Source organism: Sporosarcina sp. FSL W7-1283, assembly GCF_038003105.1.
Taxonomy (GTDB): Bacteria; Bacillota; Bacilli; order Bacillales_A; family Planococcaceae; genus Sporosarcina; species Sporosarcina newyorkensis.
This window is the reverse complement of sequence record NZ_JBBOOL010000001.1, coordinates 1,672,536-1,686,312: the sequence shown is the minus strand read 5'-3', so window position 1 is coordinate 1,686,312 and position 13,777 is coordinate 1,672,536. Positions and strand designations below refer to the sequence as shown.

Genomic DNA, 13,777 nt, shown 5'->3' with positions numbered 1-13,777 from the left:
TGAGTCAGCATTCAAAGAAAATGGACTATTAACGGAGAAAAAACAGAAAAATAGCAATCATGATTCCCATCACGGTCCCTTTTACTACCACCGATGTCAGAAAACCGACAACAGAGCCTACTCCCGTCTTGAACGCTTGTTTGATACCCGAGCGTGTAACGAGTAATTCCGCTACGATCGCCCCAAGAAATGGGCCAGCTAAAATACCGGCGACCGGAATGACAAATGGACCGATCAGCAAGCCAATCGTACTTCCCCACATCCCTGCCTTACTGCCCCCAAAGCGTTTGACGCCTACGAGATTCGCAACCGTATCTGCTCCGAACAGCAAGATCACAAACAACCCCTCTATTACCCAGAACAGCCACGTAAGCTCTTCGAATGAAACAATGACACCATACAACAAGAAACCGGCCAGTATAAAAACAACAGAAGGAATGACCGGATAGATAAGTCCGGCGAATGCTATACAAAACATCAAAATAGCTACGATCCAACCGATCCATATCATAAACTGTCACTCCTTCTTCATTATGCGTGCTTTCCTAAGATCGCTTCCGCAATATTCACTGCATGGTCCCCGATCCGCTCCAAATTCGAAACGATATCTACGAATACCATCCCTGCTTGTGCACTACAATGCCCTTCATTCAGACGGACAATATGATTTTTTCGGAAACGACGTTCCATATTATCAATCAAATCTTCCTTTTCGGAAACTGTACGTGCTAATCCCGTATCATTTTTATCCAAAGATTCAATAGCTTTTTGGACCGTTTCGATCGTTAACGTAAACATCTCTGTCAAATCATCGATCGCACCATCTGTTAGTTTTAATTTATTCGTCTCACGCAAATCAATTAATTCAATAATGTTTTCGAAGTGATCACCGATCCGTTCGATATCACGTACGCTGTCCATCAACATAACATGACGGCCGGATTCCGCTGGCGATACGGTTACAGCTGAAATCTCGACTAAGTAATCTGTGATTTTCCGATCGAGATTATTAATGGCATCTTCTATCTGATAAGCCATTTCCGCGTGTTTTTTCTGTCCTGTTTTCAAATACTCGAATGATTGCTGCAGTCCTTGCACACTGAAATCTCCCATTCGGATAATTTCTTCTTTTGCCTGTCCAATCGCAACTGCCGGCGACTGGGTAATGAAATGCCGGTCAAGATGCTTCGGTTTGTATTCGATCGTCACGTCTTCCCCAGGAATCAAACGGGTGACGAGATACGCCCAGGCGCCAATGAAAGGAAATTGCAGTACTGTGTTCGCAATGTTAAATGAGCCGTGAGCAAACGCAATTTGCATTTTACTTTCTAAATTCAATGCGCCAGACACCCATTCTACATAGGCTGTAAACGGAATGAGCAGCAACATGAAAATAACTGTGCCGACAATATTGAATAACACATGCGTAGCAGCCGCACGTCTAGCTGCAACGGATGCACCGATTGAAGCGAGAACAGCCGTGATCGTTGTCCCGATGTTATCACCGAAAAGAATCGGCAACGCTGCTTTCATTGTAACTAAATCTTCTGCGTATAGACCTTGTAAAATCCCGACAGTCGCACTGGAACTTTGGACGATTAACGTGAAGATTGTTCCGGCTACTACACCTAACAACGAATGTTCACTCATTGCCAGCGTGAAGTCTGAGAAAGCTTCCAACGAACGCAGAGGTTTCATTCCGTTACTCATTAACTCCAAACCTAAAAACAAGCCACCAAAACCAAAAATAACTTCTCCCAAGTTTTTGACTTTAGCTTTATTAATGAAGAAAATAAGAAACGCACCGATCGCCATGATAGGCAGTGCATAAGCTCCAACATCTAAACCGATAATAAACGCAGTCACCGTCGTACCGATATTGGCACCCATAATGACACCGATTGCCTGACGGAGCGTCATGAATCCTGCGCTTACCAGTCCTACAGTAATAACTGTAGTACCCGAACTGGATTGGATTAAAACAGTTACAATAATACCGACAAGAACGCCCATAAATGGGTTAGTTGTAAAACGGTCTAAGATTGCACGGAGTCTGTCCCCTGCAGCTTTTTGCAATCCATCCCCCATATACTTAATTGCGAATAGGAAAATACCTAAGCCTCCAAGAAATTGGAACAGCACTTCCTGCCAGTTCACTTCCATTTAATTGTCAACCTCCATCAAACGATTATGTATAGTCTTACAGTTGCCCCTCCGCATGGATTCATGTGAAGTTTCACCCTATTATGTTCGGACCATACACCAATTGTAAAGTACTGAACACAAATCTTTACATCACCTTTACAAAGCCGCAATAATTTGTCATAAGAATGTCGAAATTTCACGTATCCTGCAGGTTTCACATAAATGATAGACTATACAGTAGAAAGGGAGGCCTATTTCGTGAAATTCCATCAAATATTCAAAGCTTCTTTGCATGAACCGAAAAAATTGGCTGCATTTCGCTTGCTACCGATCGGAAAAGTCATTCAATACATATTTATTTTTGTCTTTCTTTACACTGCTGTATCGTTTACCCGTTTTTTATTTGGTGATCATTCCCTTTTTCAATCGACACCTGAAGTAGCAGAAATCGGAAAAACAATCGGTATCTTAATATATCCTTTTGCATTCGTTTTGCAACTTGTGATTATCACGTCGTATTTATTTATTCGGGTCAGTATTTTTGGTATTATAGGAGTATTGCTGCTGAAACTATTGCACCGTCGCGGCGAGTTTCGATTTATGTGGCGCACTGCGGCAATTGCTGCCACGCTGCCTATTTTATTGACAATGGTTTTTGAATTCATGCCGGACTTGCAATCTTACGGCCTCTTGGTTGCGTCACTTGTCCATTTACTCTATGTTTGGCGCGCTGCAACCTATTATCCAAAAAAGCCCACAAAATGAATAGTCTTGTCCTTGCCTGCATAGTGTGATGCAGGAGGGATGATCTATGAGAATATTTTTGTTGGCACTCGCTGTATTTTGCATTGTTCATTTTGTGCGTGTGGATTTAACAGATGGGACAATCCCTCTTGCAGCCTTTTTCGACGAAGAATCGTCCTGTATAGAGGAAACCGCTAATCATTCAATTGTCATTCGGGCCGTTGAAGGTGATACAATAGAATCGTTATTTGCATTATATCCAGATCCCACGCTTAATTTTCTAGAGAGGCTGGAGAAATTTTATTCCTTGAATCCTCATCTGGAACGACAGCAGTTTCTGGCCGGCGAAGAAATCAAACTGCCGCTTGGCGAACAGCCGGATACGGAATGCGAGGAAAGCAACGAACGTTAATTTACCATTCCATCTATGATGGTATTTATCTATTTGAAGGAGAGAAAAGCAATGACCGAAATGATTCATCGTGCGAACACCCGTCCCGTTAAAGTCGGTAATTTGACGATCGGGGGAAGCAATGAACTATTTATTCAAAGCATGACGACTACGAAAACTCACGATGTGGAGGCAACTGTCGCTGAAATCAATCGTTTGGAAGAAGCAGGATGTCAAATTGTACGTGTAGCATGCCCAGATGAGCGTGCAGCGTATTCGATTGGCGAAATAAAAAAACGCATCAATATTCCACTCGTCGTAGATATTCATTTTGACTATAAACTAGCCTTGATCGCAATCGAACAAGGTGCAGATAAAATCCGTATCAATCCCGGAAATATTGGACGCCAATCCAAAGTAGAAGCGGTCGTCAATGCCGCCAAAGCGAAAGGCATTCCAATCCGAATCGGCGTTAACGCTGGCTCACTTGAGAAGAAGATCCTTGAAAAGTATGGTTATCCAACAGCTGAAGGCATGGTAGAAAGTGCCTTGCATCATATTAAGATCCTAGAAGACTTGGATTTCCATGATATTATCGTGTCGCTGAAAGCATCTGACGTCAACTTGGCGATCGAAGCGTATAAGCTGGCTGCAGCTGCATTTGATTATCCGTTGCATTTAGGTATCACGGAATCCGGTACGCTATTTGCAGGCTCCATCAAGAGTGCAGCTGGACTCGGTACGCTGCTATCAGCAGGTATCGGCAACACGATGCGCGTATCATTAAGCGCGGACCCTGTTCAGGAAATTAAAGTGGCGAGAGAACTTCTGAAAGTATTCGGTCTTTCTTCGAATGCTGCAACACTTATTTCTTGCCCGACATGCGGTCGGATCGAAATTGATTTAATTTCAATTGCCAATGAAGTGGAAGAATATATCTCCACTATTAAGGCTCCTCTTAAAGTCGCAGTACTGGGATGCGCGGTAAACGGTCCCGGAGAAGCTAGAGAAGCAGATATCGGGATTGCAGGAGCTCGTGGCGAAGGGTTGCTCTTCATGCACGGTAAAACGGTTCGGAAGGTTCCGGAAGAAACAATGGTCGACGAGCTGAAGAAAGAAATCGATATTTTAGCAGAAGAATATTTTGAAAAAAAACGACAAGAGAAAGCACTTGCCCAAGGTGGCGCAGCCGAATGAAGCAACTTCGTTTCGGCATCGATATTGATGGAACTGTAACATGCCCTACTTCTCTATTGCCCCATATCAATAAGCGCTTTGGCTCAAACCTGACGCTTGACGATATTAAAGAATACGATCTGACAAAAGCATTTGACGTAGATCCTGTGCAGTTCGGAAATTGGTATAAGGAAGCAGAGGAACTGATATACCAAACGTCTCCTGCACAGCAGTACGCGAAAGAAATATTAACGAATTGGCAAAAGAATTATGAGCTGTTCTATATTTCTGCCCGCGGGCAAAATGTGTTGGAATGTACGACCGCTTGGTTCCGTGAGCATCAAATTCCTTTTGATCACGTAGAATTGATCGGAACACATCATAAAATCGAAACAGCGAAAAAATTTTCTGTTGATGCTTTTTTTGAAGACAAGCATGACAATGCGGTAGGAATCCACGAAGAGCTGGACATACCGGTATTCTTGTTTGATACCCCTTATAACCGGAATCCGATCCCTAAAGGCGTAATCCGAGTCAAGGATTGGCAGGAGGCAAATCAGCAAGTTCAACGATTGTTTGCTTAACTCCTCGACACAAAAAAGCAGTCCCAAAAGTCGATTTTCCCGACTTTTGGGACTGCCTGTTTTTATTCAATACACCTCGGACATCTCCCATAAATTTCAAACTTATGGCCCTCTATTTCATAATCCGATAAATTTACTGTCACCTGATCCATCGGACAACTAGGAATGGATTTCGTATTTCCGCAGGTTGTGCAAATAAAATGATGATGGTGACTATCTGAAGCACACTGCATGCGGAAAAGACGTTCCCCATTCAGTTCTGTCTCATCCAATATTCCCAATCTAGAGAAGACCGCCAGATTACGATAAATCGTATCGAAGCTTATACCTGGATTGTCCTGTTCAACTGCATTTCGAACCTCCATTGCTGTAACATAACGATCAACTTGATCAAAAAAACGCAACAGGATGTCACGGTTTTTCGTACGTTTATAATCATGCTTCAAAAGAATTTTCCACGCTTCGTCCATTGTCATCCTGAACCGCCTCCTTTCTCACTCTTTACGCGCGAACCTTTTTCCAAAATAGTACGATCAGTAAAATGAAAACTGAAGTCACTACTATTGTTCCGCCCGGTGCGATATCTAAATAATAAGCAGAAATAAGTCCGATAATCACGGCAATTTCACCGAAGATTACTGAATAAACAAGCGCTCCCTTATAACTTTTTGCAAGTTGGATGGCTGCAGCAACGGGAAGTGTCATCAGCGAAGACACGAGCAAGATCCCGACGATCCGCATCGAGGCTCCGATGACAAGCGCTGTAATAACCATGAATGCCGCTTGAATGATCCGCTCATTAATGCCAGATACTCTCGCATACTCAGGATCAAACGCCAATGAAAACAACTCTTTGTAAAGAAAATATAAGAACGCTATAACGATGATTGCAATCAATAGCACAATATATAAATCCTGGCGACTAACAGCTGAGACTGAGCCAAACAAATAGCCGACTAAATCCGTACCGAAGCCTTTTGCCAACGAAATAAAAATCGCTCCAAAACCGATACCGGCAGACAGGATAATCGGAATCGCCAATTCTTCAAAGCTGCGGTATACTCTGCGCAATCGTTCAATCAACAATGAACCAACGACAGCCGCTCCCATCCCTAAATATACAGGATTCAATGCTGCAAAGAACAATACTTGCTGACTTAAATACAAACTACCTGCTATCCCAGCCAAAGCAACATGGCTTAACGCATCTGATATCATCGCCATGCGCCGAACGACGATAAACAATCCAAGCATGGGCGCGATCAATCCGATGATCAGCCCGGACAGGACTGCGTTTTGTAAAAATTCATAAGTGAAAATCGCTTCAATCATCTGGCACGCTCCGTTTCTTTTTGATGAAGCCGGCGAACTGGATGTCCATACCAGCCGGACAACTCCGACTCACTCATCTTCTCATAATCTGCATGCACGCCATGGAAATGAATGGTGCGATTTAAACAAGCTATATGCGTCGCAAGCTGTGTCACCAGATCAATTTCATGTGTTACCAATAAAATCGCAATACCATAATCACGATTTAATTCACTAAGCATAGAATAAAAGGATTCGACGTTTTGACGGTCAATTCCAACTGTCGGCTCATCCATGATAAGAAGATCCGGCTTGCTCACCAATGCTCTCGCGATAAACACACGCTGTTGTTGGCCGCCCGACAGATCACCAATACTTTTTCCATGATAGTCCGCCATTTTGACGACCTGTAACGCATCTAATGCCCGTTGTTCGTCTTCTTTAGTAAATCGTTTGAAGAGACCTTTTTTACTCGTCAAGCCGCTTCTCACGACTTCCAAGACCGTAGCAGGGAACCTTGTCGTAAAGGCATTGGACTTTTGCGAAACATAACCGATTCTCTGTTGTTGCTTGAACGAATCTATCGGTCCTCCAAATAATTGAATTGTACCTTCCGTCGGTTTCAGCAAGCCTAGAATGATTCTGAGCAACGTGGATTTACCGGAACCATTCGGGCCAATTAACGCCCAAAACTCCCCCTGTTTCACTTCTAGACTGACATCAGAAAGTGCAACGGAGTGGTGATACTTATGTGTAATATGATCTAATTTGATAATGGAATTTGTCATATACATATCCCTTCCTGTAATTCGTAATCATTACGATTACTTAATAAATTATAGCGGAATATGTTAAAGGATACAACCAATTGAAAGGATTTGAGGAGAATGGATTTACTACAGTTGATTCAGGAGATCAAACAGTTGTCCGATAATGAGGCGCAACAGTATGCGGCAAGTCATGGTGTGCAGTTGTCAGTGAAGCAAATTCAGCAGTTGCGCCCTTTATTGGATGAGGTGTCGTTGTCATGGCTGTTCACTGGTATTCCATCTGTTTTTCTAGAGAAAGTATCTTCTGTCATCGGATACGAACAAACGATGCTTTATTTAGATCAATACAAGTTGCAATAGAAAAAGCGCTGCAAACTAGCAGCGCTAATTAGGTATGTTAGTTATTCAACTCTTGCAGTAACTCAGGTGTGAATTTTTTATTTTTCAGCATTTCGATTTCAACTGCATAAGGTGCTTTTTTGTTTGCTTTGTCCGTCCCGATGAAAGGTGTTTCCAAAATTTTTGGAATGTCTTTGAAAGTTGGGTGGTGGACGATGTATGCAAGCGGGTCGAAACCGATGTGGCCGAAACCAATGTTTTCGTGACGGTCTTTTCCGGCGCCGCAGACATTTTTGCTGTCGTTGACGTGAATAACGGAAATTCGATCCAGGCCGACGATTTTATCGAATTCGTCGAGTACACCTGCGAAGTCATTGACAATGTCGTAGCCTGCATCATGGACGTGGCACGTGTCGAAGCAGACCGACAGACGTTCATTGTGTGTCACACCGTCGATAATTTTCGCAATTTCATCAAAGCTTCTGCCGCATTCTGTACCTTTTCCAGCCATCGTTTCCAGGGCAATCCGGACATTGGCGTCTTTAGAGAGCACTTCATTCAGACCTTCTATGATTTTTGCTATACCCGTGTCCGTTCCAGCGCCGACGTGTGCTCCTGGATGCAGTACGATTTGATTAGCTCCGAGTGCTTCTGTCCGCTTTATCTCCTGCTGCAGAAAATCCACGCCTAGACGAAACGTTTCAGGCTTCGTCGTATTCGCAATATTAATGATGTACGGTGCATGGACGACGATTTTGGATTGGCCTTTAGCTTCCATATGCGCCGTTCCTTTTTCTATATTCAATTCTTCGATTGGTTTACGTCTCGTATTTTGAGGTGCTCCAGTATAGATCATGAAGGTGTTCGCTCCATATCCTAATGCTTCTTCACTTGAGCCGAGAAGCATTTTCTTGCCGCTCATCGATACGTGGGAGCCCAAAAGGATGTCATTTGCTGTCATTATTTCTTTTTCATTCTCCTTTGTCTCTTTTTGAATTTTTCTTGTTCTTCAGCTAATTTTTTCTTATAGCCCGGCTTGACTTTATCCGGCTTACGGATTATAGATGCAGCCTTCTTATCAATTTCGTCGACTTCTCTTATACGTTTCTTCCGGGCTTGTCGTTCTTTCACTTCGATCCACTCACCATTTTTCACGTCTTCATGGACAAATGGAATGCCTAGTTTTTCAATACGGTTGATTTGATCTTCGTCTGATGGAGCATATAGCGTGATGGCCATACCGCCGAGACCCGCACGTGCCGTCCGCCCTACACGGTGGATGAAGAACTCTAGGTCCTCCGGTAATTCGAAGTTGATTACATGGCTTACACCCGGAATATCGATCCCTCTCGCAGCAAGATCTGTCGCCACAATATATTGATACTCAAGGTCACGCACTTGTTTCATCATTCTTGTCCGTTCACGCGGCGTCAAATCCCCATGAATCCGGCCCGGCTTATAACCGTGCTCGGCTAAATAATCTGCAAGTTCATCTGCATTTTGTTTGGTATTCGTAAAGATGATCGCCAAATACGGTTGAATGGCATCCATAACGTGAAGCAACTTTTTCTTTTTGTCCATACTTCTGACTGGTACTAATGAATAATGCATATTCTCCGTCAGTGGTTTTTTATCATCCATCTGCACATGAACAGGAGAATTCATATATTTAGCTAAAAACGGTTTCAATTTCTCCGGAATGGTCGCTGAAAATACATACATGCTAAGCTTATCAGGCATTCTTGAGGCAAATTGATCGATATCCTCAATGAACCCCATATCAAAAGCGAGATCCGCTTCATCGATTACAAGCTGAGTAGCTGTATGAATCGGCAGCGCTCCTACTTCCGCCATATCTCGAATACGGCCTGGCGTGCCCACGATAATATGAGGAGTACTTCTCAAGCGCTCTGCTGATCTTTTCTTATCCGTCCCACCAATCAAGATGGCACTTTTAATATCTGTCTCTTCGATTAGTTTCTTTAATTCTGTATGGAGCTGAGTCGCCAATTCACGGGTCGGTGCCGTGATGACTACTTGCAATTCATCTTGTGCTGTATCGATCTTTTCGACGAGCGGGATCAGGAAACTATGTGATTTCCCTGTACCTGTATGTGCTTGTCCTATAGCACTTGTGTTCTTCATTATAAGCGGGATCATTTCTTTTTGAATGGGTGTCGGTTCTTCAAAACCCAATTTTTGAATCGCTTCCCTCAAAAATGGTTTGAATTGATAATCTGTATATTTCGACATATCGTTCCTCCTCTAGCGTATTTCTTATTGTACCATGATTCGGTGCCATCAGTAGTTTTTTTCGCATAGGATACTATGAGAAGTACTCAAAACGTTTAGAAAGGAGTTCGTGATGAGATATCAATCATTTTATCCGTTCAGTAATCAACAGTCAGCCATGAGGCCCAGTCCTCCTCCCCCGCAATTTACTGGCGGCGGGATGCGGCAGCCATTTTCTTCCGGCATGCCGCCGACTTCAGGGTTCCCGCAAGCAGGCGCAAGCGGACAGCAAGCCGGCGCTGGTGGGGCTGGCGGGCCTTCACGAGCAGATCAATACATGCAGACTGCCAATCGATTTTTGAATACCGCTCAGCAATTTGCGCCGCTTGTACAACAGTTTGCACCTATGCTCCAAAATTTACCCGCCATGTGGAGATTATATAAAGGATTCCAGTCTATGCCAAATGCACCTGCAGCAACACCTACTGCACAACCAGGTAGTTCACCCGCGCCTAGTGCCCGAGCAAGCGCTGCACCTGTCAGCCAGCCTTCCGCACCGCGTATTTTCCAGCCTCCCTTCTGAACTCTTTGAATCACCCGCCAATCTCCGCTATAATGAAAGAGAAGTTAGTAGAGGAGTGGAGTGGAATAAATGAAAGTACTCAAGATTTCACCAAGAGGTTATTGTTATGGTGTGGTTGATGCGATGGTCATTGCGAGAAACGCAGCTCTCGATACATCCCTGCCGAGACCCATTTATATATTAGGCATGATCGTCCATAATAAACACGTTACAGATGCATTTGAAGAAGATGGGATCATCACCTTGGATGGGGAAAACCGCTTAGATATTTTGCGTAAAGTCGACAAAGGTACCGTTATTTATACAGCACACGGCGTTTCTCCTGAAGTGCGTAAACTGGCAAAAGAAAAAGGTCTCGTCGCGATTGACGCTACGTGTCCGGATGTCTCCGTCACTCATCATTTGATTGAGGAAAAAGTGGCAGAAGGCTATGACATACTTTACATCGGAAAAAAACACCATCCCGAGCCTGAAGGGGCAATCGGTGTGGCGCCAGAGTCGGTTTATTTAATCGAAAAGCTGGAAGATATCGAAAACTTGGAAGTCGAGAATGATCGTCTGTTGGTGACGAATCAGACGACGATGAGTCAATGGGATGTCGCACATTTAATGGAAGAACTGCAGCGCAAGTTTCCTCATATTGAAGTGCATCAGGAAATTTGTTTGGCGACTCAAGTGAGACAGGAAGCAGTCGCGGAACAGGCTGGAGAAGCGGATTTATTAATCGTTGTAGGAGACCCGAAGAGTAATAACTCGAACCGCCTGACGCAAGTATCTGTGGAGATTGCCAATACGCCATCTTACCGTATCTCCGATGTTTCAGAAATCGATCCCGCATGGTTGATGGATATCGAGACAGTTGCGGTAACGGCAGGTGCTTCGACGCCTACTGTAATCGTTAGAGAAGTTATTGCCTACTTGAACAAGTTTGATGCAGCAGATCCTTCGACACATCAACCAGAACGGCAATTTAAGTTGGAGAAAATCTTACCGAAAATCAAAAACCCGAGTCCCGTCATTCGGATTGAACCTTAAACGCAACGTACGAATAAACCGGCTAGAGAATAAATCTCTCGCCGGTTTTTTAGAATAAAAATTGAAAAGGCTCCGTATTCACTTTTGATTCGATGAATTCTATATCGTATTTCTTTTCGTTGCAGAGTTTGGATAGGTTTCGGGCGACTCCCTCAATCATAATCTTCTCTATGTTATGTCCAGGGTCGACTACAGCCAGTCCTAAGCTTTGTGCATCTTGTGCGACATGGTAATATAAATCACCGGTCACCAGCACGTCCGCGCCCTTACGCTTAGCTGCTGTGATGTATTTGTTGCCGTCGCCGCCTAACACCGCTACTTTGCGAATAGATGTTTCTGGGTCCCCGACAAAGCGTAAAGCTGGCACCTTAAAAGCGTTTTTGACATGCTCTGCAAATTGTTTTAGTGTCATCTCTTCGGACATGCAACCGACTCTTCCGATGCCATGCACATTTATTTTTTGTTGCATTTTGAACAAATCAAATGCCGGCTCTTCATATGGATGCGCTGCAAACAAGGCTTTAATGACTTTCGGCTGAAGACTTTCCGGAAAAACGACTTCGATTCGTTCTTCATCCACTGAAGTAGGCTCTCCCACTTCTCCAATTGTTGGATTCGCTCCGTCAACCGGGGTGAAACGTCCGATTCCATGCGAGCTGAAACTGCATCCGACATAGTCTCCAATAGCCCCGGCACCTGCTGCCGCTAACTCTTTACGGAGCTGATCTGCATCTGTCTGCGGACAAAATACAGCCAGTTTTACTAAGTACTCAGAACTCGTTTCCTCGATTGGTTCTGTATTCGTAATGCCGAGACGGTCTGCCAGCATATCATTGACACCGCCTTTTGCGATATCTAAATTGGTGTGTGCCGCATAAACGGCTATATCATGCTTGATGCACTTTTCTATCATTTTTCCTTGCGGTGTATCTGTCCATATCGTTTTCAAAGGCCGGAAAATGGGCGGATGATGCGCGATGATGAGATTAGCTTCTTGTTCAATCGCTTCGTCAATTACTTGTTCGTTAACATCAAGCGTCACAAGCACTTTATTCACTTGTCGATTTAGTTGACCAATATGCAGACCAATCGGGTCTCCTTCAAATGCGAGCTTCTTAGGTGACCACTTTTCAAAAACCTCAATAATCTGATATCCATTTACTTTTTTCATTCAGCTAACACCTTCCTGACTAAATCGTAATTGGTTTGGATTGATTGCTTTTTCAGTCGAATTTCGTTTGTTTGTTCTGCTTTATCCAAAGCTTCTAATACACGTACCCATTCCCGTGTTTCCCTCTCCCATTTCGCACGGAAAACGGGTGAAGATTTTTGTCGCAAGATGGGTCCCAGCAGAAGGTCTGTTGGCGAATACTCTGCTGATCCCCTTTCCAATACTAGAATTTCATAAATTTTACCGTCTTCTTCTAAAATCTCTTCATCCACAAGATGAAATCCATTTTCTATCGCCCATTGTCGAATGGCAATCGCATGCAAATTCGGTTGAGCAATAATTCGTTTAACATGAAGCAGACGTTCTTTTCCTGCCTTTAAAATCGATGTGATCAACGTTCCGCCCATGCCCGCGATGGTTACGGTTTCTACTTCATCTGCATTTTCAATGGCCAGCAAACCATTCGCTAGACGCACTTCAATACGATCGGCAAAACCATTCGCTTGTACATTGCGTTTTGCTGATTCGAATGGACCTTTCACGACTTCCCCTGCAATCGCTCGTTGAATAACGCCTTTATTCATCAAATAGCATGGCAAATAGGCGTGATCGCTGCCGATATCAGCGAGCACAGTGTTTTTTGGAACGAACCTTGCGACCATTGCAAGGCGTTTGGATAATTGGTTGGTGTTCATAAGTCCCCGCCTTTCATTCCATTCTATTGTATATTTGACAAACCGTACATGCAATGCAAAAGAGCCATCAAACCAAGGAAGAGTAGTCCCCTTCTAGGTTTAATGGCTCTATTAGTAAGTAGATACTCAGTCTAACGATAAAATGTATTCAACCATTTCATCTATGTTCTCGTCCGGAACAAGTCCAGCTGGCATAGCAGTTCCTGGAACGCCATCTTTGATTGCGTCATGCATTTCTCCCGCAGGGAATGCTTGTCCGTTTAGAGCAGGTCCCATTCCGCCTGATAAGTTATCTCCGTGACAACTTACGCACTTTTGTTGTGCGACAGCTTCTGCGTCAAATTCGCCGGTATTTGCATTTTCTTCAGTAGCGGCTTCTTCTTCATCTGGTCCAGCAATTTCTTTCTTTTGATCTAAACCATAAAGTGACATGAAGAAAATCAGTCCAATTCCTAGCGCAAAAATCAAAAGATAAGGTACAACAGGATTTTTATTCATTGGATTACCCTCCTTCATCAGAATCTATTCTGTAAAAGATACAGTACACAATTAACATTGTACTGTATCTATGAGAAAACTGAAAGTGTTATTGAACGACTTT

General features: G+C 43.6%; 17 protein-coding genes. 7 read left to right on the top strand and 10 right to left on the bottom strand.

Annotated features, from left to right (window positions below; genetic code table 11):
- Positions 1–28 precede the first annotated feature (28 nt).
- Both MKY93_RS08170 and MKY93_RS08165 read right to left on the bottom strand, forming a co-directional pair.
- Positions 29–511, bottom strand: a complete 483-nt coding sequence (locus tag MKY93_RS08170; RefSeq protein ID WP_009496834.1) for a DUF456 domain-containing protein — start codon at positions 509–511, stop codon at positions 29–31.
- A gap of 20 nt (positions 512–531) precedes the next feature.
- Positions 532–2,163 carry a Na/Pi cotransporter family protein gene (locus tag MKY93_RS08165; protein ID WP_340758767.1) on the bottom strand — a complete coding sequence of 544 codons (1,632 nt, stop codon included), beginning with the start codon at positions 2,161–2,163 and terminating at the stop codon, positions 532–534.
- A 240-nt stretch (positions 2,164–2,403) separates the two neighbouring features.
- Here MKY93_RS08165 and MKY93_RS08160 point away from each other — a divergent pair, with 240 nt between their 5' ends.
- Genes MKY93_RS08160 through MKY93_RS08145 form a run of 4 tightly spaced genes read left to right on the top strand, consistent with a single transcriptional unit; the run spans position 2,404 to position 5,040 of the window.
- Complete coding sequence (locus MKY93_RS08160) at positions 2,404–2,910, top strand: DUF1189 family protein (protein WP_040758121.1); 507 nt, start codon at positions 2,404–2,406, stop codon at positions 2,908–2,910.
- A 46-nt stretch (positions 2,911–2,956) separates the two neighbouring features.
- The gene (locus MKY93_RS08155) at positions 2,957–3,301 is read left to right on the top strand and encodes a hypothetical protein (protein WP_009496840.1); all 345 of its coding nucleotides are present in this window, start codon (positions 2,957–2,959) and stop codon (positions 3,299–3,301) included.
- A 51-nt stretch (positions 3,302–3,352) separates the two neighbouring features.
- Complete coding sequence (gene ispG, locus MKY93_RS08150) at positions 3,353–4,477, top strand: flavodoxin-dependent (E)-4-hydroxy-3-methylbut-2-enyl-diphosphate synthase (RefSeq protein WP_340760922.1); 1,125 nt, start codon at positions 3,353–3,355, stop codon at positions 4,475–4,477.
- Positions 4,474–5,040, top strand: coding sequence for a 5' nucleotidase, NT5C type (locus tag MKY93_RS08145; protein ID WP_078816539.1), 567 nt, complete (start codon positions 4,474–4,476; stop codon positions 5,038–5,040). The genes ispG and MKY93_RS08145 overlap by 4 nt, the downstream gene beginning before the upstream one ends.
- A gap of 62 nt (positions 5,041–5,102) precedes the next feature.
- Here MKY93_RS08145 and MKY93_RS08140 read toward each other — a convergent pair whose 3' ends face one another.
- Genes MKY93_RS08140 through MKY93_RS08130 form a run of 3 tightly spaced genes read right to left on the bottom strand, consistent with a single transcriptional unit; the run spans position 5,103 to position 7,139 of the window.
- Positions 5,103–5,516: a Fur family transcriptional regulator gene (locus MKY93_RS08140; protein ID WP_009496848.1), complete on the bottom strand. Its 414-nt coding sequence runs from the start codon at positions 5,514–5,516 to the stop codon at positions 5,103–5,105.
- 25 nt (positions 5,517–5,541) lie between these two features.
- Positions 5,542–6,372, bottom strand: a complete 831-nt coding sequence (locus MKY93_RS08135) for a metal ABC transporter permease (protein ID WP_009496850.1) — start codon at positions 6,370–6,372, stop codon at positions 5,542–5,544.
- Entirely contained in the window at positions 6,369–7,139 is a 771-nt protein-coding gene (locus tag MKY93_RS08130; protein ID WP_040758124.1) for a metal ABC transporter ATP-binding protein, read from the bottom strand. Before MKY93_RS08130 ends, MKY93_RS08135 begins: the two co-directional genes overlap by 4 nt.
- 99 nt (positions 7,140–7,238) lie before the next feature.
- On the opposite strand from MKY93_RS08130, the gene MKY93_RS08125 reads away from it, so the two are divergent.
- Positions 7,239–7,481, top strand: coding sequence for a hypothetical protein (locus tag MKY93_RS08125; protein WP_009496854.1), 243 nt, complete (start codon positions 7,239–7,241; stop codon positions 7,479–7,481).
- Between the two features lie 37 nt (positions 7,482–7,518).
- On the opposite strand, the gene MKY93_RS08120 is transcribed toward MKY93_RS08125, so the two are convergent.
- Together MKY93_RS08120 and MKY93_RS08115 are read right to left on the bottom strand one after the other, a co-directional pair.
- On the bottom strand, positions 7,519–8,421 hold the full coding sequence (locus MKY93_RS08120; protein ID WP_340758766.1) for a deoxyribonuclease IV: 903 nt from the start codon (positions 8,419–8,421) through the stop codon (positions 7,519–7,521).
- The gene (locus MKY93_RS08115; RefSeq protein ID WP_009496858.1) at positions 8,421–9,713 is read right to left on the bottom strand and encodes a DEAD/DEAH box helicase; all 1,293 of its coding nucleotides are present in this window, start codon (positions 9,711–9,713) and stop codon (positions 8,421–8,423) included. The genes MKY93_RS08120 and MKY93_RS08115 overlap by 1 nt, the downstream gene beginning before the upstream one ends.
- Positions 9,714–9,825: 112 nt before the next feature.
- Between MKY93_RS08115 and vrrA the strand changes: the two genes are divergently transcribed.
- Together vrrA and MKY93_RS08105 are read left to right on the top strand one after the other, a co-directional pair.
- Positions 9,826–10,275, top strand: a complete 450-nt coding sequence (gene vrrA, locus MKY93_RS08110) for a VrrA/YqfQ family protein (RefSeq protein ID WP_050804624.1) — start codon at positions 9,826–9,828, stop codon at positions 10,273–10,275.
- A gap of 69 nt (positions 10,276–10,344) precedes the next feature.
- Positions 10,345–11,310 carry a 4-hydroxy-3-methylbut-2-enyl diphosphate reductase gene (locus MKY93_RS08105; RefSeq protein WP_340758765.1) on the top strand — a complete coding sequence of 322 codons (966 nt, stop codon included), beginning with the start codon at positions 10,345–10,347 and terminating at the stop codon, positions 11,308–11,310.
- A 49-nt stretch (positions 11,311–11,359) separates the two neighbouring features.
- On the opposite strand, the gene MKY93_RS08100 is transcribed toward MKY93_RS08105, so the two are convergent.
- The 3 genes from MKY93_RS08100 to cccA all read right to left on the bottom strand — a co-directional run bounded on the left by MKY93_RS08100 (position 11,360) and on the right by cccA (position 13,674).
- Complete coding sequence (locus tag MKY93_RS08100; protein WP_340758764.1) at positions 11,360–12,481, bottom strand: Nif3-like dinuclear metal center hexameric protein; 1,122 nt, start codon at positions 12,479–12,481, stop codon at positions 11,360–11,362.
- Positions 12,478–13,176, bottom strand: a complete 699-nt coding sequence (locus tag MKY93_RS08095) for a tRNA (adenine(22)-N(1))-methyltransferase (protein WP_340758763.1) — start codon at positions 13,174–13,176, stop codon at positions 12,478–12,480. The genes MKY93_RS08100 and MKY93_RS08095 overlap by 4 nt, the downstream gene beginning before the upstream one ends.
- A 126-nt stretch (positions 13,177–13,302) precedes the next feature.
- A complete protein-coding gene (gene cccA, locus MKY93_RS08090; RefSeq protein WP_340758762.1) occupies positions 13,303–13,674 on the bottom strand; it encodes a cytochrome c550 in 372 nt (123 codons plus the stop codon).
- Between the last annotated feature and the right edge of the window lie 103 nt (positions 13,675–13,777).

What these genes read in the sequence shown, in the direction of transcription:
- MKY93_RS08145 (WP_078816539.1), top strand. Translation starts at nt 4,474, where the DNA reads ATGAAGCAACTTCGTTTCGGCATCGATATTGATGGAACTGTAACATGC.
- MKY93_RS08105 (WP_340758765.1), top strand. Translation starts at nt 10,345, where the DNA reads ATGAAAGTACTCAAGATTTCACCAAGAGGTTATTGTTATGGTGTGGTT.
- cccA (WP_340758762.1), bottom strand. Translation starts at nt 13,674, where the DNA reads ATGAATAAAAATCCTGTTGTACCTTATCTTTTGATTTTTGCGCTAGGA.
- MKY93_RS08135 (WP_009496850.1), bottom strand. Translation starts at nt 6,372, where the DNA reads ATGATTGAAGCGATTTTCACTTATGAATTTTTACAAAACGCAGTCCTG.
- MKY93_RS08120 (WP_340758766.1), bottom strand. Translation starts at nt 8,421, where the DNA reads ATGACAGCAAATGACATCCTTTTGGGCTCCCACGTATCGATGAGCGGC.
- MKY93_RS08125 (WP_009496854.1), top strand. Translation starts at nt 7,239, where the DNA reads ATGGATTTACTACAGTTGATTCAGGAGATCAAACAGTTGTCCGATAAT.
- MKY93_RS08165 (WP_340758767.1), bottom strand. Translation starts at nt 2,163, where the DNA reads ATGGAAGTGAACTGGCAGGAAGTGCTGTTCCAATTTCTTGGAGGCTTA.
- MKY93_RS08130 (WP_040758124.1), bottom strand. Translation starts at nt 7,139, where the DNA reads ATGACAAATTCCATTATCAAATTAGATCATATTACACATAAGTATCAC.
- MKY93_RS08100 (WP_340758764.1), bottom strand. Translation starts at nt 12,481, where the DNA reads ATGAAAAAAGTAAATGGATATCAGATTATTGAGGTTTTTGAAAAGTGG.
- ispG (WP_340760922.1), top strand. Translation starts at nt 3,353, where the DNA reads ATGACCGAAATGATTCATCGTGCGAACACCCGTCCCGTTAAAGTCGGT.
- vrrA (WP_050804624.1), top strand. Translation starts at nt 9,826, where the DNA reads ATGAGATATCAATCATTTTATCCGTTCAGTAATCAACAGTCAGCCATG.
- MKY93_RS08155 (WP_009496840.1), top strand. Translation starts at nt 2,957, where the DNA reads ATGAGAATATTTTTGTTGGCACTCGCTGTATTTTGCATTGTTCATTTT.
- MKY93_RS08115 (WP_009496858.1), bottom strand. Translation starts at nt 9,713, where the DNA reads ATGTCGAAATATACAGATTATCAATTCAAACCATTTTTGAGGGAAGCG.
- MKY93_RS08170 (WP_009496834.1), bottom strand. Translation starts at nt 511, where the DNA reads ATGATATGGATCGGTTGGATCGTAGCTATTTTGATGTTTTGTATAGCA.
- MKY93_RS08095 (WP_340758763.1), bottom strand. Translation starts at nt 13,176, where the DNA reads ATGAACACCAACCAATTATCCAAACGCCTTGCAATGGTCGCAAGGTTC.
- MKY93_RS08140 (WP_009496848.1), bottom strand. Translation starts at nt 5,516, where the DNA reads ATGACAATGGACGAAGCGTGGAAAATTCTTTTGAAGCATGATTATAAA.